This is a genomic window from Tautonia rosea (assembly GCF_012958305.1).
Classification (GTDB): Bacteria; Planctomycetota; Planctomycetia; order Isosphaerales; family Isosphaeraceae; genus Tautonia; species Tautonia rosea.
This window is the reverse complement of the sequence record NZ_JABBYO010000023.1, coordinates 44,738-58,264: the sequence shown is the minus strand read 5'-3', so window position 1 is coordinate 58,264 and position 13,527 is coordinate 44,738. Positions and strand designations below refer to the sequence as shown.

Here is a 13,527-nt window from a genome sequence, read left to right as displayed (position 1 = left end):
GCGGACGGCGTGCTGTTTCCGCTCGCGCCAGTCGCGGAGGGCCTGGTGGAGGCCGGGCTTCAAGCGCGCTTCCTCGGCATCGACACAGCGCAAATAACGCACATATTCGATGGCGGCCGAGGCGATGAGGGCTTCCTCGGGAGCCGTTTCGGGCATGGCCTTGGCGGTCCAGGAGGCGACGATGACCTGTAAACGTTCGGCTTCCTCAGCGCAGAGGGGGCGTTTGGCGGTCAGGCCGTGGGTGGTGGCGTTGGCGGAGCTGGTCTGTTTCCCGTCGTCGGTGCGGGGTCCGGTGGAGTGGCTCATGGGAGTCGATTCGCCTCGATGGGGCTGAGAGACATTTCGGTGCGGAGATTAAGTTCAAACGGGTGGTCGGTGCGAGGTGTGGAGACGCACGGAGAGCGCAGGCAGATACCGAAATCATCGGGGAGAAGGGGAGGTTTAAGCACAAAAACCGGAACGGGGAAAAAATCGCATTTGGTGGAGCGAGGATGTGTTCGAAACCCAGGGGAAAGCCAGGCCCTTCTCGCAGCGCGGGGCGAACGCGATGTGATGAGCCCCGCAGGCGGTTTCTGGTAGCATTCGAGTCAGCGTTGACGGATACGTTGAGGAGCGTTCCTGGAATCGGTTGAGATCGAGACTAAATCGATGTTCCGATTCCCGGAATGAAAAAAATAATCACATTCAATGTTATCACGATGAAATCGACAGGGCGAATTGTGATTGCCGGGGGGACCGGGTTTCTTGGCCGGAGTCTGGCACGGCATTTCCACGATGGCGGATGGGACGTGGTCGTGCTCGCTCGGCATCGGCCGGAGGGGAGCGATCCATGGCACTTTGTCCCGTGGGATGCACGGACAACGGGGGATTGGGTGCGGCACCTGGAGGGGTCCGAGGCGCTGGTGAACCTGACGGGGAGGTCGGTGGACTGTGTGAAGACCCCCGAGCACTGCGATGAGATCTTGCGGTCTCGGGTGGAGTCGACCGAGGCCTTGGGGCGCGGGCTGGAGACGGTCAAGAGGTTGCCTCGTGTGTGGGTTCAGATGTCGACGGCGCATCGCTATGGTGATCCGCCGGAGGTGGTGATCGACGAGGACTCGGCGTTCGGCTATGGTCTGGCGCCGGCCGTGGGAGCGGCCTGGGAGGAGGCGTTTGCGCGGGCGGTGCCCATGGAGGTGCGGCAGGTCGTGCTTCGGACGAGCTTCGTCCTCGGGCGATCGGGGGGGGCGTTACCTCGGCTCGCGAGCCTGGCGCGGTGGGGCCTTGGAGGAACGGTAGGGCATGGCCGACAGGGAATCAGCTGGATTCATGAACATGATATGAACCGTCTGGTGGCGTGGGCGATCGGGGATGAGTCGGTGACGGGTGCCTATCTGGCGACGGCGCCCGGTCCCGTGTCGAACGCTGAGTTCATGCGAGCGCTTCGGAGTGCCCTGGGGATGCCGGTCGGATTGCTGGCGATGGCGTGGATGGTGCGGATCGGGGCCCCGCTGGTGCTGGGAACAGATCCGGAACTGGCACTCTGTGGCCGCTACTGCGTGTCGAGGCGGTTGCGGGAGGAGGGGTTCGCCTTCCGGTTCCCGGACATCACGTCGGCGTTGGGAGATCTGTATCGGTGAGGCGTTGTGAACGCGTTGTTGTGAGGGTGGGCGTGAGGTAGTCCAGGACCGGAGAGGCACCATGCGAATCGCCCTGATGTCGGTCGCGGGGCTGCTCGTCTCGGCGGGTTGCTGGGTCGGCCCGCCGGAGGAGACGACCGATGTGAATCGGTATCACGCACTCCGACGGTCCTGGTCTGACCTCGCGGATCACTTCCCGGGGGAGATCCCGGCGTCGGCGCGATCGGTCTCCTGCTCGCACTTCCCGGGCTTTTTGCAAGGTGGTGCCTGGCTGCAATTGCGCGTGGAGCTGCCTGACCGAGAGGTCGAGGCGATCGAGGCGCGCATTGCTCCTCGGGCGATCCGAAGGTACGAGGGGGGTGGGGATGTAACTCGCCACCTGAATCAACTGGATGGCCTGCCGACCACCACTTACCGGACCGGAGCTGAGGGTTCGGGGGAGTTTCCCGAGTCGTTCACGCTGTATGTGCTCAGGGCCGAGGACCGAGGCAGCCCCGGCCACGCATGGAACCACGGTTTGAGCGCGGGCCTGTCGATCAGCAAGGAGCGTGGCGAGGTGGTTTACTGGGCCGATCGGTGGTAGGGTCGACGCTTCTCTTGAGGTTGCGCGGTGGTGGTCTGGTCGGGGGGTGCACGCGGATTGAGGGGAAGGGGAGAGGGACCGCGCGCAGAGACACAGAGACGAGGGAGGGGAGAGGGGGGAGGAGTCGCGTGCAAGGCACAAATTACTCGATTCTGAGGGTCTCCGCGGCTCGGGGAGTGGTCCCGTCCCCGGGTTCCGTTACCGGAATCCGTTGGCGTACCAACGGGTGGATGGACCGCCCTCCGGGGGGCGTGCATGATTGGAAGTCGGTGGGGAGCCGTGAGATGACGCGGCGTCCGTCCGGCGGTTCCAGGGTCTTCAGGTGTTGGGTCGATGCAGGGGGAACCTGCCCGGTCATTGGTTAATCTTAAAGAATAAATTCACAAAAGTATGGGTGATTGTCACGTCGGCGGGTGGTCTGAACGGTATCGTTGAACCCGGAGCGAGACGAGGCGTAAGCGCAGGCTTGATTGAGCGGATGAAGCCTGTAGAGTAGAACGACGTGGGCGGCGTTACCGTTGCCGGGAGTACTGCCGGGCGGTGGGTGTCTCGATCTGTTGACGTGTGTGGAGAGAACGAGTCTTCGCGATGTCTCGATTTACCGAGCCGATCACTAGCCCGAGCCTGCTGAAGCGGATCTGCGGGACGGTGGGAGATGCGGAGGGCTGGCGGCTCTTCGTCCGGTCCTATGAGCCGATGATCCTGGCCTGGTTCCGGCGCAAGGGGTTGCAGGAGGCCGACGCGTGGGACCTGACGCAGGAGGTCCTCCTGCGGTTCGCACGCCGGGCCGGCCGATTCACGCTCGACCCGGGGCGGAGATTTCGCGGCCTGCTGCGGACGATGACCGACGCGGCCTGGCGCGACTGGTCGGCCCGGCGTCGGCCGTGGCATCCGGGCCTCGTCCCGCCGGACGAACTCGGCCATGTCGAGGCGAGGCCCGACCCGGATGGCCCGGCAGCCTGGCTCGAGCGTGAGGCCGACGCCGAGCTGATGGAACTGGCCTTTGGTCGGGTGCGAATTCGGGTCGAGCCCCGGACGTGGGAGGCGTTCCGGCTGCTCGCCCTCGAAGGGCGCTCGGGCGACGAGGCCGCCGCCCGGCTGGGGATGCGACGCGGCTCGGCGCACGCGGCGCGCTGCAAGGTGCAGCGGCTCGTGCGCCTGGAGCTGGCCCGGCTGGTCGCCCAGGCCGAGGCCTGAGCCTCGGCGCCCGGCGTTCGGGCCGACCCGACCGGCGTCGGACGCCGGGGGCCCGGTCCGCTCAGACGGGGACGGCCTCGGGGCGTTTGCGGGCGCGGCGACGCCAGGCGACCCCGAGGCAGCAGGCGGCTCCGATCAGGCCGGCGACGGCCGTCGAGGGCTCGGGCACGGGTTGCACGCCGGTATCGCCGGCCCGGATGCCGGCGCCGGTGGTGTCGTAGGCGAATCCGCTGATCCTCAGCCTCGACGACGGCGAGAAATCGCCCGTCTCGGAGAGCCGGACCCAGCCGTAGAGGGTCGTCCCCAAGTCGTCCTCGAATGAGAGGCCGAGATACTTGTCGGTTGAATCATTAAATATTCCAAATGAAAATCCTTCACCATTGGACAAGATACGTTCTGTCAAAAAGAAATCGAAACCTGCGAACGGCGAAGTCTCGGAGATCAAGTAACCGGCATCCAGCGCTCCGGTATTGAAAACGTTCACAGTCCGGGTCGAACTTCCAAGAATAGTACGTGTGGCAGCCGTACCACCACCGGGAAAAGAATCATATAGGGCACGAAATCCGATGATTGTCCTGGTGCCGACCTGCACGGAAACGTCTGGGGACAGGAGGCTGCTGCTCGAGACCACCTCGAGGTCGAGCTGCTGGTAGACGATCCCGGCCTCGGCCGGCTCGGGGCAGGCGAGCAGGAGGCCTGCCAGCAGGGCGAGGGCGGCCCAGGGGCGCGGGATGCGGGGCGTCGGGACTGGGGTGGACGTCATGATTGAGGGTTCCTTCGGTTCGTCTCGGGATGCCCCGCCCTGAGGGCCCGGCCACCTTGGCCGGAGGCCTTCGTCGGGCGGGTTCCTCCACCCCCTTCTCCCGGGCGGCGGGCCGGGAGTTTGCACCTTCGCGGGAAATTCTCATGACGAAACCCTTCGCGGGATCGGCCGCAATTGCATAGAATCATCCCGACGATGCGACCCGCGTGGGGGCGCCGAGGGGCGTCCCGGCCGCGTCGGGGTGGTGCGCGGAGCGTTGGCGATGGAGGGCTGCCCTGGGGACGGGGCCTGGTCCCGGCTGCTGACCGACGAGGCGGGCGAGGAGGAACGCGAGGGGCTGGAGCGGCACCTCGACGACTGCGAGGCGTGCCGGGACCGGCTGTCGATGCTGGCCGATGAGCCGGCCTGGGACTCCGGGGGGGCGACGGTGGCGGCTCCCGTCCGACGCGGCGTCGGCCGGGGCGATCGGCCGCCGGTGGTCGCGGGGTATCGGGTGGGGGTCGAGATCGGCCGGGGCGGGATGGGGGTCGTGTACAAGGCCCTGCGGGAGTCCGACGCCCGGCCGGTGGCGCTGAAGGTGATGTCGGCCGCCTGGGGGCTGACGGCGGACGCGCGCGACCGGGTCGCGCGCGAGGCCGGGACCCTGGCGAAGCTCGACCACCCGGGGATCGTGCGGGTGCTCGACGCGGGGGAGGCCGACGGCGTGCCGTTCCTGGCGATGGAGTGGGTCGAGGGGGGCGACCTCGCCGCCCGGCTCCGCTCCGGGCCGCTGCGGCCCCGCGAGGCGGCGACCCTGGCCCGGGAGTTGGCCGGGGCGGTCGCCGAGGCCCACGGGCGGGGGATCATCCACCGCGACGTGAAGCCGTCGAACGTCCTGATCGGCCCCGACGGCGCCCCCCGGCTGACCGACTTCGGCCTGGCCCGCGAGCACGAGGCGGCCTCGGCCCTGACCTCCGTCGGCCGGGTCCTGGGGACGCCGGGGTTCATGCCGCCCGAGCAGGTGGACCCACACTTCGGGCCGGTCGGGCCTCGGTCCGACGTCTATGGCCTGGGGGCGACTCTGTACGCGATGCTGACCGGCCTGCCGCCGTTCCGGGGTGCCAGCCCGATCGGGGTGCTGCGCCAGGTCGTCGAGCGGGAGCCGGTGCCGGTTCGGTTGCTGGAGCCGTCGGTCCCCCTCGCCCTCGAGGCGATCTGCCGCAGGTGCCTGGCGAAGCGGCCGGGCCGGCGGTATGCGTCGGCCGAGGCCCTGGCCGACGACCTCGGGCGGTTCCTGGAGGGCCGTCGGGTGCAGGCGCCGGGGGCCGGTCGGCTCGGCGCGGCGATCCTCGGCACTCGGCATCGGACCGGGCTGGTTGCCGTCGCCCTGCTGGCTCTGGGGGCGGCCGGCTTGGCTCTGGCGATGGAGCATGGCCGCAGGGCGCGGGCCGAGTCCGCCGCGGCCACCTCGCGACGCGAGTTCGTTGAGACCCTCGACACACTGGGCACGTTCTACCTTGAGACGAGGGACGCGGTCCAGCTTGGGGACAGGGACGCCCTGCCGACCTACACGTCCTTGGGCTGGCGGCTCGCGACGATCTACGAGCGGGTTCTGCCGCTCGATCGCCCCGACGACGCCTGGTCGGCCGACGAGGTTCGCTGGCTCTGCTGCCTGGCCTCGATCATGAGCGATCGAGGGGACCACATCGAAGCGACCATGCTCTACCGTCGCTGCGCGGGGATTGGGGCGAGGCTGCTGGACGCCTACCCCGAGGACGCCGGGCTGGCGCTTGCGGTGGCCGAATCGGAGGCCTCTCTGGCGGCGACGGCCGAGTCCCTCGGCGATTGGGATGCCACGCTCGAGCACGACGAGCGCGGTTATCGGTCCCTGCGACGCACCGGGGTCGAGGCCCTCGACCTTCCCGGTGCGTTCTTCACGCGAGCGATGATCCAGGGGAACCTCACGGCGAGCTATGAGGACCGCGGCCGCGCGGAGGATGCCGCCCGCGTCTCGCGAGCGTCCCTGGAGTTCTACCGGGCGGCGGTGGCGGCCCGGCCGGACGACCTCGTTGCGGAACTTCAGCTCATCGACGAACTGGGCCGCCAGGCCCGACTGCTCATGGCGCTAGGCCGTCCCGCCGAGGTGCCCGGCCTGGTTTCCGAGGCTCGGCAGCGGCTCGACGCCCTGACGGCCGCCAGCGACTCGACCTCGGAGCTGGAGGAAGTTCGGGACCGGCTTGACGATGTCCTGACACACCTCCCTGATCCTTTCGATCGAAGGTGATGGAAGTTGGCCGTCCACCGCCCGAACAATAGAAACATAAAAACTGAGGCAAAAGCAAAGAATCTCAAACAAGATTGTGATTTTTCGCTGATCATTCAATGGTGGTTTTTATAAGCGAGTCTCACGCGGTTTCCCTTTGCCTGTTTCGGATTGGAGAAATTGGGACTCATTCCGAGTCTTCGAGGTGATTTCCCCCTTTCCGGCGGGGCCATCCGAAGGCTTCCGAGAGGTTCGGGACCTGAGCTTCAGTGGGCCGGACTGATGGTCCGGAAGGATTACGGGTCAGGGGGCGAGGCCGAGGGCGCGTTCGAGGTCGGAGGAGACGGCGTCGAAGGATTGCTCGCCGTTGATGAGGAGGAAGCGGTTGGGGAAGGTCTGGCGATAGTGGTCGACGACGGGGCCGGTGCGGTTGTCGTAGACGGATTGGCGGACGCGGAGGACCTCGGGGGTGTCGTCGGAGCGGCGGGTGAGGGGGGTACCGTCGTGGTCGCAGACGCCGTCGGCCTTCGGCGGGTTGTTGGTGACGTGGTAGGTGGCGCCGCAGGTCGGGCAGACGCGGCGGCCGGACATGCGGCGGAGGGCCTCGTCGGCGGAGACGGCGATCTCGACGTAGCGGTCGATGGTGAAGCCGACGGCCGCCTGGAGGCGATCGAGCAGGGGGACCTGGCCGAGGGTGCGAGGGAAGCCGTCGAAGAGGAGGCGGTTGTGCCGGAGGGTGGAGAGGTCGCGGGCGAGGACCTCGTAGGCGAGGTCGTCGGGGACGAGCTGGCCTGCCTTCAGGAGCGATTCGACCTGTTGGCCGAGGGAATCCCCCTTGCGGACGGCGTCGCGGAGGAGCGCTCCGGTCCGGACCATGGCGAAGCCGTGGGCCTCGCCGAGACGCTCGGCGACGCTGCTCTTGCCGCTGCCAGGGCGGCCGAACGCGACGACGTGGAGGGGGAAATCGGTGGCCATCGGACCTCAGGGGGGGTAGGGAACCAGGCGACGATCGACCCCGGCCGGGACGAAGAGCCCGGGGGTCGGGGGATAACGATTCATTCTAACCGATCGCGGGAGATTGAGTCGCCGGATGTTGCGTTCGGGCAATGCGGAGGATTGAGTTCGAGGGATGAGGGGCTAGCGCGTTGGGGAGGCGGTGGGGGCCGTCGTCGGCGGGGTGGGGCGGGTCAGGGTGGGGGAGGAGCCCAGAAGGAGCCGCGAGAGGGGGGCCATCGGCAGCTCGGGTCGGAGCAGGCGCTTGGGTCGGCCCAGATCGGCAAGGATTCCTTCGGCGGCGAGGTAGCCGCTGCGGACGGCCCCCTCCATGGTGGCGGGCCAGCCGGTGTCGGTCCAGTCGCCGGCCAGGAACAGGCCATCGACGGGGGTGCGCTGGGGGGGGCGAAGGGCCTCGATGCCGGGTCGGACGGAGAAGGTCGCGCCATGCTCGGTGACGGCCCACCAGCGGGTGAGGGTCGCCTCTCGGGCGGCGGGCCAGATGGAGGCGAGGTCGGCGAGGACAGCATCGCGGATGGCGGTTTTGTCCATCGGCAAGAGGTCGTAGGCGGCGGAGATGACCAGTTGCAAGTATTGGCCGCCGCCTTCGGGCTCTCGGCCCTGGATGGCGGAGTGGTTGAAGACCCACTGGATCAGGCGGCCGACGGTGACAACGTGCTCCAAGTCAGGAGGGCAGACCGGGCGATCGAACCAGAAGTGGACGCCGGTGATAGGGGAGGATTCCATCCGGGAGACGGCACGAAGCTCGGGGAGGACGGGAGACACGTTATCAGGAATCAACGCGTTGACCCGATCGTAAGGGACGGCGAGGACGACGAAATCGGCGGGGAGGTGCTCGCCGGATCGGAGCTGGACACCCGAGGCGGCGCCGTCGTCATCGAAGGTGAGGGAGCGGACGCCGGTTTTCAGGCGGATCGAGACGCCTTCGGCGTCGAGCCACTGCTGGAGGCGAAGGCCGTACAGTTCGCCAAGGGGGACGGTCGGGATCTCCATCTGGAAGCCGGTTCGGTTGCGGAGAAAGCCGTCGAGGAAGACCTTGCGAGCGTGGCCGACGTCCATCTGGTCGAGCCGCTCGTTGAGGGCCGAGACGAGGACGGTGCCCCAGAAGCGGTGAATGGTGCGGTCGGTCTGGCCGTGGCGCCGGAGCCAGGATTCGAACGATTCGCCGGGACGATCGCGACGGGAGAGGCGAAGGCAGGCCATGCCAACGCCGACGCGGATCTTCTCGGAGAAGGTGAGGTAGCGGGCGCGGAGGAAGCTCTCGGTCAGGTGCAGAGGGGCGGGTAGGAGACCGGCGCGGAGGGGAGAGGTGCGCCCTTCTTCGTCGAGGAAGACGACCTCGGGGACGCGGCGGAAGAGATCGGCCGTGCCGACGCGGTGACAAAAATCGGCAAGATTAGTACAGCAGGCCATACTGACATGCTGACAATTGTCGACCTGTTCCGTGGTGGTCGGATCGACGAAGGAGCTGGCGCGGCCGCCGAGGCGGGGGCGGCTTTCGAGGAGGGTGAGGTTGAGGCCGCGACGGACGAGGGCCGAGGCGGCGGCCAGGCCGGCCAGACCGCCACCGACGATGACGACATGCGGGGGGCTGGGGCGCCAGTCGGTTCCGGTGGTCGGGGAGTCGGGGTTCCGGGTCTCGATCACGGGAGCAGACCCTCTGGTCTGGGGACGGGTCGGGCGAGGCGTCCGGTGAGCGCGCCGACGGTGATGGCCGCCTTGCGCCAGGGGGGAAGGGCGACCCGGGCGGCGAGGACGTCGTAATCGCGGCGGGCGATCTCATCGAGCAGCGCACGATAGATGTTGACGATCGCGGCCAGGACCGGGCGTCCGACGGGGGCGACGAGGCGGATCAGGGGGCTGGCCTCGCCGTAATAGTCGTAGGCGCGGCGGCCTTCGAAGGCCAGGAGTTGGCGAAGGCGGTCGCTGGGGACGGGGGACCTGAGCTCATCGGGAGAGACGCCGAAGCGGTCGAGATCTTCCATCGGCAGGTAGACGCGGCCAAGCTCGGCATCTTCTCGAACGTCGCGGAGGATGTTGGTCAGTTGCAGGGCGATGCCGCAGGCTTCGGCCAGCTTTTCGGCGCGGCCGCCTTCAGAATTGTATCCCCAGATATGAATGCAGCACAGCCCGACGGCCGAGGCGACCCGGTAGCAATAGGCGTGCAAGTCTTGAAAGGTGGAGAAGGGGCGGGGTTCGAGGTCCATTTCGACGCCGTCGATGACGGCGTGGAGGAACTTCGGCGGGATGCTGTGTTGCTGAACCGCGTCGGCCAGGGCGGGGAGGCCGGGCCAGGCGATCGGGTTCCCGTCGAGGGCGCGGTCGAGTTCGACTCGCCAGGAGAGGAGGCTGGAGCGCTTGGCGTCGATCGAGCCGGGTTCGTCGGCCAGGTCATCGGTGTGTCGTAGAAAGGCGTAGAGCGCGCACATCGACCGCCGGAGGCGAGGGGGGAGCAAGAGGAAACTGTAATAGAAATTCTTCGCTTCGCGTCGGGAGAGGTCGCCGCAGAATCGGTAGCTGGCGTCGAGTGCGTCGGTCATGGGCGGGCCTCCGAGCGATTGACGGAGGGAAGGGGACCGGAGACGGCGTCGGCGGCGGGGTCTGCAACGTGGCTTGAGAAGGTGTTCACACGAGGGTGTTTGAAGCGGAGCGATCGGGCAAGGATCGCGCGAAGCAGCAGGCCGAGCTTGGCCGCCTTGCCGACGGTTGGCCGACGGCGGAAGACGTCGAAGCCCTGAGCCTCGATCCGGTCGAGAATGGCCAGGCCGCCCCGGGTGAACAACTCGACATCGACCGCCAGGCGGCCGGGCAGGGCATCGGCCAGGGGAGCGCCGAGGCGGAACAAGGCTCGGGTCCGCTCGACCTGGAAGGCGAGTAATCGGGCAAAGGCCGGGGAGAAGCGGCGAGCGTGCAGGTCGTCGTCGGGGTAGCCGAAGCGCTCGCGGTCTTCGCGGGGGAGGTAGACGCGGCCGATGTCGAGGTCTCGGGAGACGTCTTGCCAGAAGTTGGCCAGTTGCAGGGCGGTACAGGTGGCGTCGGAGCGTTGAACATGCTCGGGAGTGTGGACCCGTCCGAGGTAGAGGATAAGGTGGCCGACGGGGTTGGCCGATCGGGTGCAATAGTCGAGCAGTTGGTCATACGAGTCGTAGTCGGTGATGATTTGATCCTGCTCGAAGGCGGAGATGAGGGCCTCGAAGGGGGTAAGGGGGATGTCGAACTCGGCAACCACGTCGCGGAGGGCAATCATGACGGGATGGCGAGGGGTGCCGGCGTCCATCTGCCGGAGTTCGTCCCGCCACCAGGAGAGCAGCTCGGTGGCTCGGGCGCGGTCGCCGACCTCGTCGCCAAGGTCGTCGGACCAGCGGCAGAAGGCGTAAATGGCCTGGAAGGCAGGGACGAGGTGCGGGGGGGTGAGCCAGGTGACGACGCTGAAGTTCTCGTAGTGCGATCTCGTAAGTGCAGCGCAGTAGGCCAGGGCCTCGTCGCGCGAGACACGCACTGAGGAATCAGGCCCGAACCGGCGGAGATCGTCGGCGAAAGACGGCATCGGCACGCTCGGAATCGACGAAGGGGTGATCGGAGAGGGTGCTATCTTAGCGGAGTGTCGGGCAGGGAACTAGTTCTCCCGGGCGAGGGAGTCGGGGAGAGGGATCGCGCGCAGAGACGTGGAGGCGCAGAGGAGAGGGTAGCGTCTCGGTCGAACGGCCTCGATCTCTCTGATTCTCTGCGACCCTGCGTACGGTCTTCTCCTCTTGCCTCTGAGACGGCAAGCTGGTCGAGCGGGCGAGGCCACTGCCAGGTGGCCGATCGGGGGCGGGCGTGGTAGTTTCCCGAAGTGGTGGGCGTTCTGAGATTGGTGGGGCGGAGGGGCGTGAACGAGGAGTGCGTGGAATGGAAACCGTGCGGGTGGCCGCGGTGCAGATGGATGTGAAACTGGGGGATCGGGAGGGGAATCTCCGGGCGATCCTCGACCGGATCGACACGGCCGCCGGGGCGGGGGCACGGCTGGTCGTCTTCCCTGAGTGTGCCCTGAGCGGTTATGTGTTCGAGTCGCGTGACGAGGCAATGTCGGCGGCCGAGGAAATTCCAGGGCCGAGCCTTGGGGCAATCGGGGCAAGATGTGCCGAGCGAGACGTCTTCGCCGTGGTCGGCCTGTTGGAGCGGGACGGAGAGCGGCTGTTTAATGCGTGCGCTATGGTGGGCCCGAAGGGGGTGATCGCGTCGTATCGGAAGAACCACCTGCCGTTTTTGGGAGTCGATCGGTTTGTCGATCCGGGAGATCGGCCGTTTGAGGTGGTTGAGGCGGCGGGGCTCCGGCTGGGTATGCACATTTGTTACGACGGCTCATTCCCAGAATCGGGGAGAGTGATGACCTTGCTCGGGGCGGAGGTGCTTCTCTGGCCGACGAACTGGCCGACGCGGGCGGAGCCGACGGCCGAGCATTTTCCGATCGTACGCGCGATGGAAAATGCAGTGTATGTGATGGCCGTGAATCGCGTGGGAAGCGAGCGAGGGTTCCCGTTCATCGGCCACAGCTCGATCGTCGATCCGAACGGGCAGGTGCTTGCCCGAGGGGATGGGGAGTGCGAACAGATCTTGATGGCGGAGATCGACCCGGAACTGGCGAGGAGGAAGAAAATCATCCGGGTGCCGGGCTTGCATGAGATTGACCGGATTGCCGACCGAAGACCGGAGTATTACGGGCCGATCGTCTCAACGCTTCGATCTTGAGTGGCCAAAAGAGAACCCGCGACCGGAGGGAATCCGGCCGCGGGTTGCGTGACGAGGGAGACGCACAGGCTCAGGCGTAGTTGGTGATGCCCGGCTTGGGGACGATGATCTCGGGGCGGGCGCCCCATTCGAGGTTGGTGGGGAAGGTGTCGAGGGTGGAATTGAGGGCCTCGTCCCAGGTCAGCTCCTTGCCGGTGTAGGCGGAGTCGCGTCCCATGATGGCCATGAGGGTGCTGTGGGCGACGCGTTCGAGTTCGTTGAGGGGCTGCCCTTCGGCGATGGACTTGAGCAGGTTGATATGCTCGTTGACGTAGGGGTTCACTTCCCCTCGGGCGCGGAGGCGCTGGCCGGCGAGGTTGTAGTTGCCGGGCATAAGGTGGGCGGTGCCCTTGTGGCCGACGATGTACTCGGAGACGTCCTTGGCGCAGCCGTCGATCTGGCGGCACATGCTCATGACGTGGCGGCCGTCCTCGAAGGCGTAGTCAACGGCGAAGTGGTCGTACGACTGGCCGAAGCCGGGGTCGGTGTTGACCTGCTGGCCTCCCATGCCGACGCAGGAGGAGGGGACCATGTCGCCGAAGGCCCAGCGAGCGACGTCGAGGTTGTGGACGTGCTGCTCGACGATGTGGTCTCCGCAAAGCCAGAGGAAGTGGTACCAGTTGTGGAGCTGGTAGGCCATGTCGTCCATGCCGGGCTGGCGGGGACGGACCCAGATGTTCCCCTGATTCCAGAAGACTCGGGCGGTGATGACGTCGCCGATGGCCTCGCCGGATCGGATCTTCTCCATCGATTCGATGTAGCCGGTCTGGTGGCGGCGCTGGGTGCCGGCGACGACGGCGAGGCCTTTCTTCTTGGCCTCCTCGGCGGCGGCGAGGACCTTGCGAATGCCGGGGCCGTCAACGGCGACGGGCTTCTCGGTGAAGATGTTCTTGCCGGCCTTGACGGCGGCTTCAATGTGCAAAGGTCGGAAGCCGGGAGGGGTGGCGAGGATGACCAGGTCGCAGGCCTCGATCACGTCCTTGTAGGCATCGAACCCGGCGAAGACGCGGTCGGGGCTGACGTCGAACTTCTCGCCGACCTTCGAGTTCTTCGAGAGGCGGTCGGCGGCGAGGTTGGCCTGGCCTTCGAAGACGTCGCCCAGGGCGTGGATGGTGACGTTGTGGTCCTGGCCGGCGGCTTCGCAGATGTTTTCCGCGGCGCCGGTGCCACGACCGCCGCAGCCGACGACGCCGACCCGGATTGAGTCGGTCCCCGCGGCGAAGGCATTCGGAACAGCGGTGAGCGAGGCGGTGCCGACGGCGGCGACGGCCGAGTTCCGGAGGAAGTTACGGCGAGAGGGCTTGGGTCCGGTCATGGCTCGAAGCTCCCGAGTCGGGGG

At 67.2% G+C, this 13,527-nt stretch carries 11 protein-coding genes and 1 pseudogene; 5 read left to right on the top strand and 7 right to left on the bottom strand.

What is annotated here, in order from left to right; all coding sequences use genetic code 11:
- Window positions 1-306: pseudogene (locus HG800_RS25365) on the bottom strand (hypothetical protein); the annotation flags it as partial.
- A gap of 359 nt (window positions 307-665) precedes the next feature.
- Between HG800_RS25365 and HG800_RS25360 the strand changes: the two are divergent.
- From HG800_RS25360 to HG800_RS25350, 3 genes are all read left to right on the top strand, one after another.
- On the top strand, window positions 666-1,619 hold the full coding sequence (locus HG800_RS25360; protein WP_315852107.1) for a TIGR01777 family oxidoreductase: 954 nt from the start codon (window positions 666-668) through the stop codon (window positions 1,617-1,619).
- A gap of 61 nt (window positions 1,620-1,680) precedes the next feature.
- Entirely contained in the window at window positions 1,681-2,202 is a 522-nt protein-coding gene (locus tag HG800_RS25355; RefSeq protein ID WP_169980880.1) for a hypothetical protein, read from the top strand.
- Between the two features lie 588 nt (window positions 2,203-2,790).
- Window positions 2,791-3,399 (top strand): RNA polymerase sigma factor, encoded by a 609-nt coding sequence (locus HG800_RS25350; protein ID WP_169980878.1) that lies wholly within the window; start codon window positions 2,791-2,793, stop codon window positions 3,397-3,399.
- A gap of 61 nt (window positions 3,400-3,460) precedes the next feature.
- On the opposite strand, the gene HG800_RS25345 is transcribed toward HG800_RS25350, so the two are convergent.
- Window positions 3,461-4,162: a PEP-CTERM sorting domain-containing protein gene (locus HG800_RS25345; protein ID WP_169980876.1), complete on the bottom strand. Its 702-nt coding sequence runs from the start codon at window positions 4,160-4,162 to the stop codon at window positions 3,461-3,463.
- A gap of 262 nt (window positions 4,163-4,424) precedes the next feature.
- Between HG800_RS25345 and HG800_RS25340 the strand changes: the two genes are divergently transcribed.
- Complete coding sequence (locus HG800_RS25340) at window positions 4,425-6,425, top strand: serine/threonine-protein kinase (protein WP_169980874.1); 2,001 nt, start codon at window positions 4,425-4,427, stop codon at window positions 6,423-6,425.
- Window positions 6,426-6,707: 282 nt separating this feature from the next.
- On the opposite strand, the gene HG800_RS25335 is transcribed toward HG800_RS25340, so the two are convergent.
- The 4 genes from HG800_RS25335 to hpnC form a co-directional block, all read right to left on the bottom strand.
- On the bottom strand, window positions 6,708-7,379 hold the full coding sequence (locus tag HG800_RS25335) for an adenylate kinase family protein (RefSeq protein ID WP_169980872.1): 672 nt from the start codon (window positions 7,377-7,379) through the stop codon (window positions 6,708-6,710).
- A gap of 162 nt (window positions 7,380-7,541) precedes the next feature.
- Window positions 7,542-9,065, bottom strand: coding sequence for a hydroxysqualene dehydroxylase HpnE (gene hpnE, locus HG800_RS25330; RefSeq protein ID WP_315852106.1), 1,524 nt, complete (start codon window positions 9,063-9,065; stop codon window positions 7,542-7,544).
- On the bottom strand, window positions 9,062-9,958 hold the full coding sequence (locus tag HG800_RS25325; RefSeq protein WP_169980870.1) for a phytoene/squalene synthase family protein: 897 nt from the start codon (window positions 9,956-9,958) through the stop codon (window positions 9,062-9,064). Before HG800_RS25325 ends, hpnE begins: the two co-directional genes overlap by 4 nt.
- Window positions 9,955-10,965, bottom strand: a complete 1,011-nt coding sequence (gene hpnC, locus HG800_RS25320; RefSeq protein ID WP_169980868.1) for a squalene synthase HpnC — start codon at window positions 10,963-10,965, stop codon at window positions 9,955-9,957. Before hpnC ends, HG800_RS25325 begins: the two co-directional genes overlap by 4 nt.
- A gap of 344 nt (window positions 10,966-11,309) precedes the next feature.
- Here hpnC and HG800_RS25315 point away from each other — a divergent pair, with 344 nt between their 5' ends.
- A complete protein-coding gene (locus HG800_RS25315; RefSeq protein ID WP_169980866.1) occupies window positions 11,310-12,149 on the top strand; it encodes a carbon-nitrogen hydrolase family protein in 840 nt (279 codons plus the stop codon).
- Window positions 12,150-12,219: 70 nt separating this feature from the next.
- Here HG800_RS25315 and HG800_RS25310 read toward each other — a convergent pair whose 3' ends face one another.
- Window positions 12,220-13,503, bottom strand: a complete 1,284-nt coding sequence (locus HG800_RS25310) for a Gfo/Idh/MocA family protein (protein ID WP_169980864.1) — start codon at window positions 13,501-13,503, stop codon at window positions 12,220-12,222.
- Window positions 13,504-13,527: the final 24 nt, after the last annotated feature.

Bases quoted from the DNA above. Each gene is read 5' to 3' on its own strand.
- HG800_RS25310 (WP_169980864.1), bottom strand. From the start codon at position 13,503: ATGACCGGACCCAAGCCCTCTCGCCGTAACTTCCTCCGGAACTCGGCC.
- hpnC (WP_169980868.1), bottom strand. From the start codon at position 10,965: ATGCCGTCTTTCGCCGACGATCTCCGCCGGTTCGGGCCTGATTCCTCA.
- HG800_RS25335 (WP_169980872.1), bottom strand. From the start codon at position 7,379: ATGGCCACCGATTTCCCCCTCCACGTCGTCGCGTTCGGCCGCCCTGGC.
- HG800_RS25325 (WP_169980870.1), bottom strand. From the start codon at position 9,958: ATGACCGACGCACTCGACGCCAGCTACCGATTCTGCGGCGACCTCTCC.
- HG800_RS25355 (WP_169980880.1), top strand. From the start codon at position 1,681: ATGCGAATCGCCCTGATGTCGGTCGCGGGGCTGCTCGTCTCGGCGGGT.
- HG800_RS25345 (WP_169980876.1), bottom strand. From the start codon at position 4,162: ATGACGTCCACCCCAGTCCCGACGCCCCGCATCCCGCGCCCCTGGGCC.
- HG800_RS25340 (WP_169980874.1), top strand. From the start codon at position 4,425: ATGGAGGGCTGCCCTGGGGACGGGGCCTGGTCCCGGCTGCTGACCGAC.
- HG800_RS25315 (WP_169980866.1), top strand. From the start codon at position 11,310: ATGGAAACCGTGCGGGTGGCCGCGGTGCAGATGGATGTGAAACTGGGG.
- HG800_RS25350 (WP_169980878.1), top strand. From the start codon at position 2,791: ATGTCTCGATTTACCGAGCCGATCACTAGCCCGAGCCTGCTGAAGCGG.
- HG800_RS25360 (WP_315852107.1), top strand. From the start codon at position 666: ATGAAAAAAATAATCACATTCAATGTTATCACGATGAAATCGACAGGG.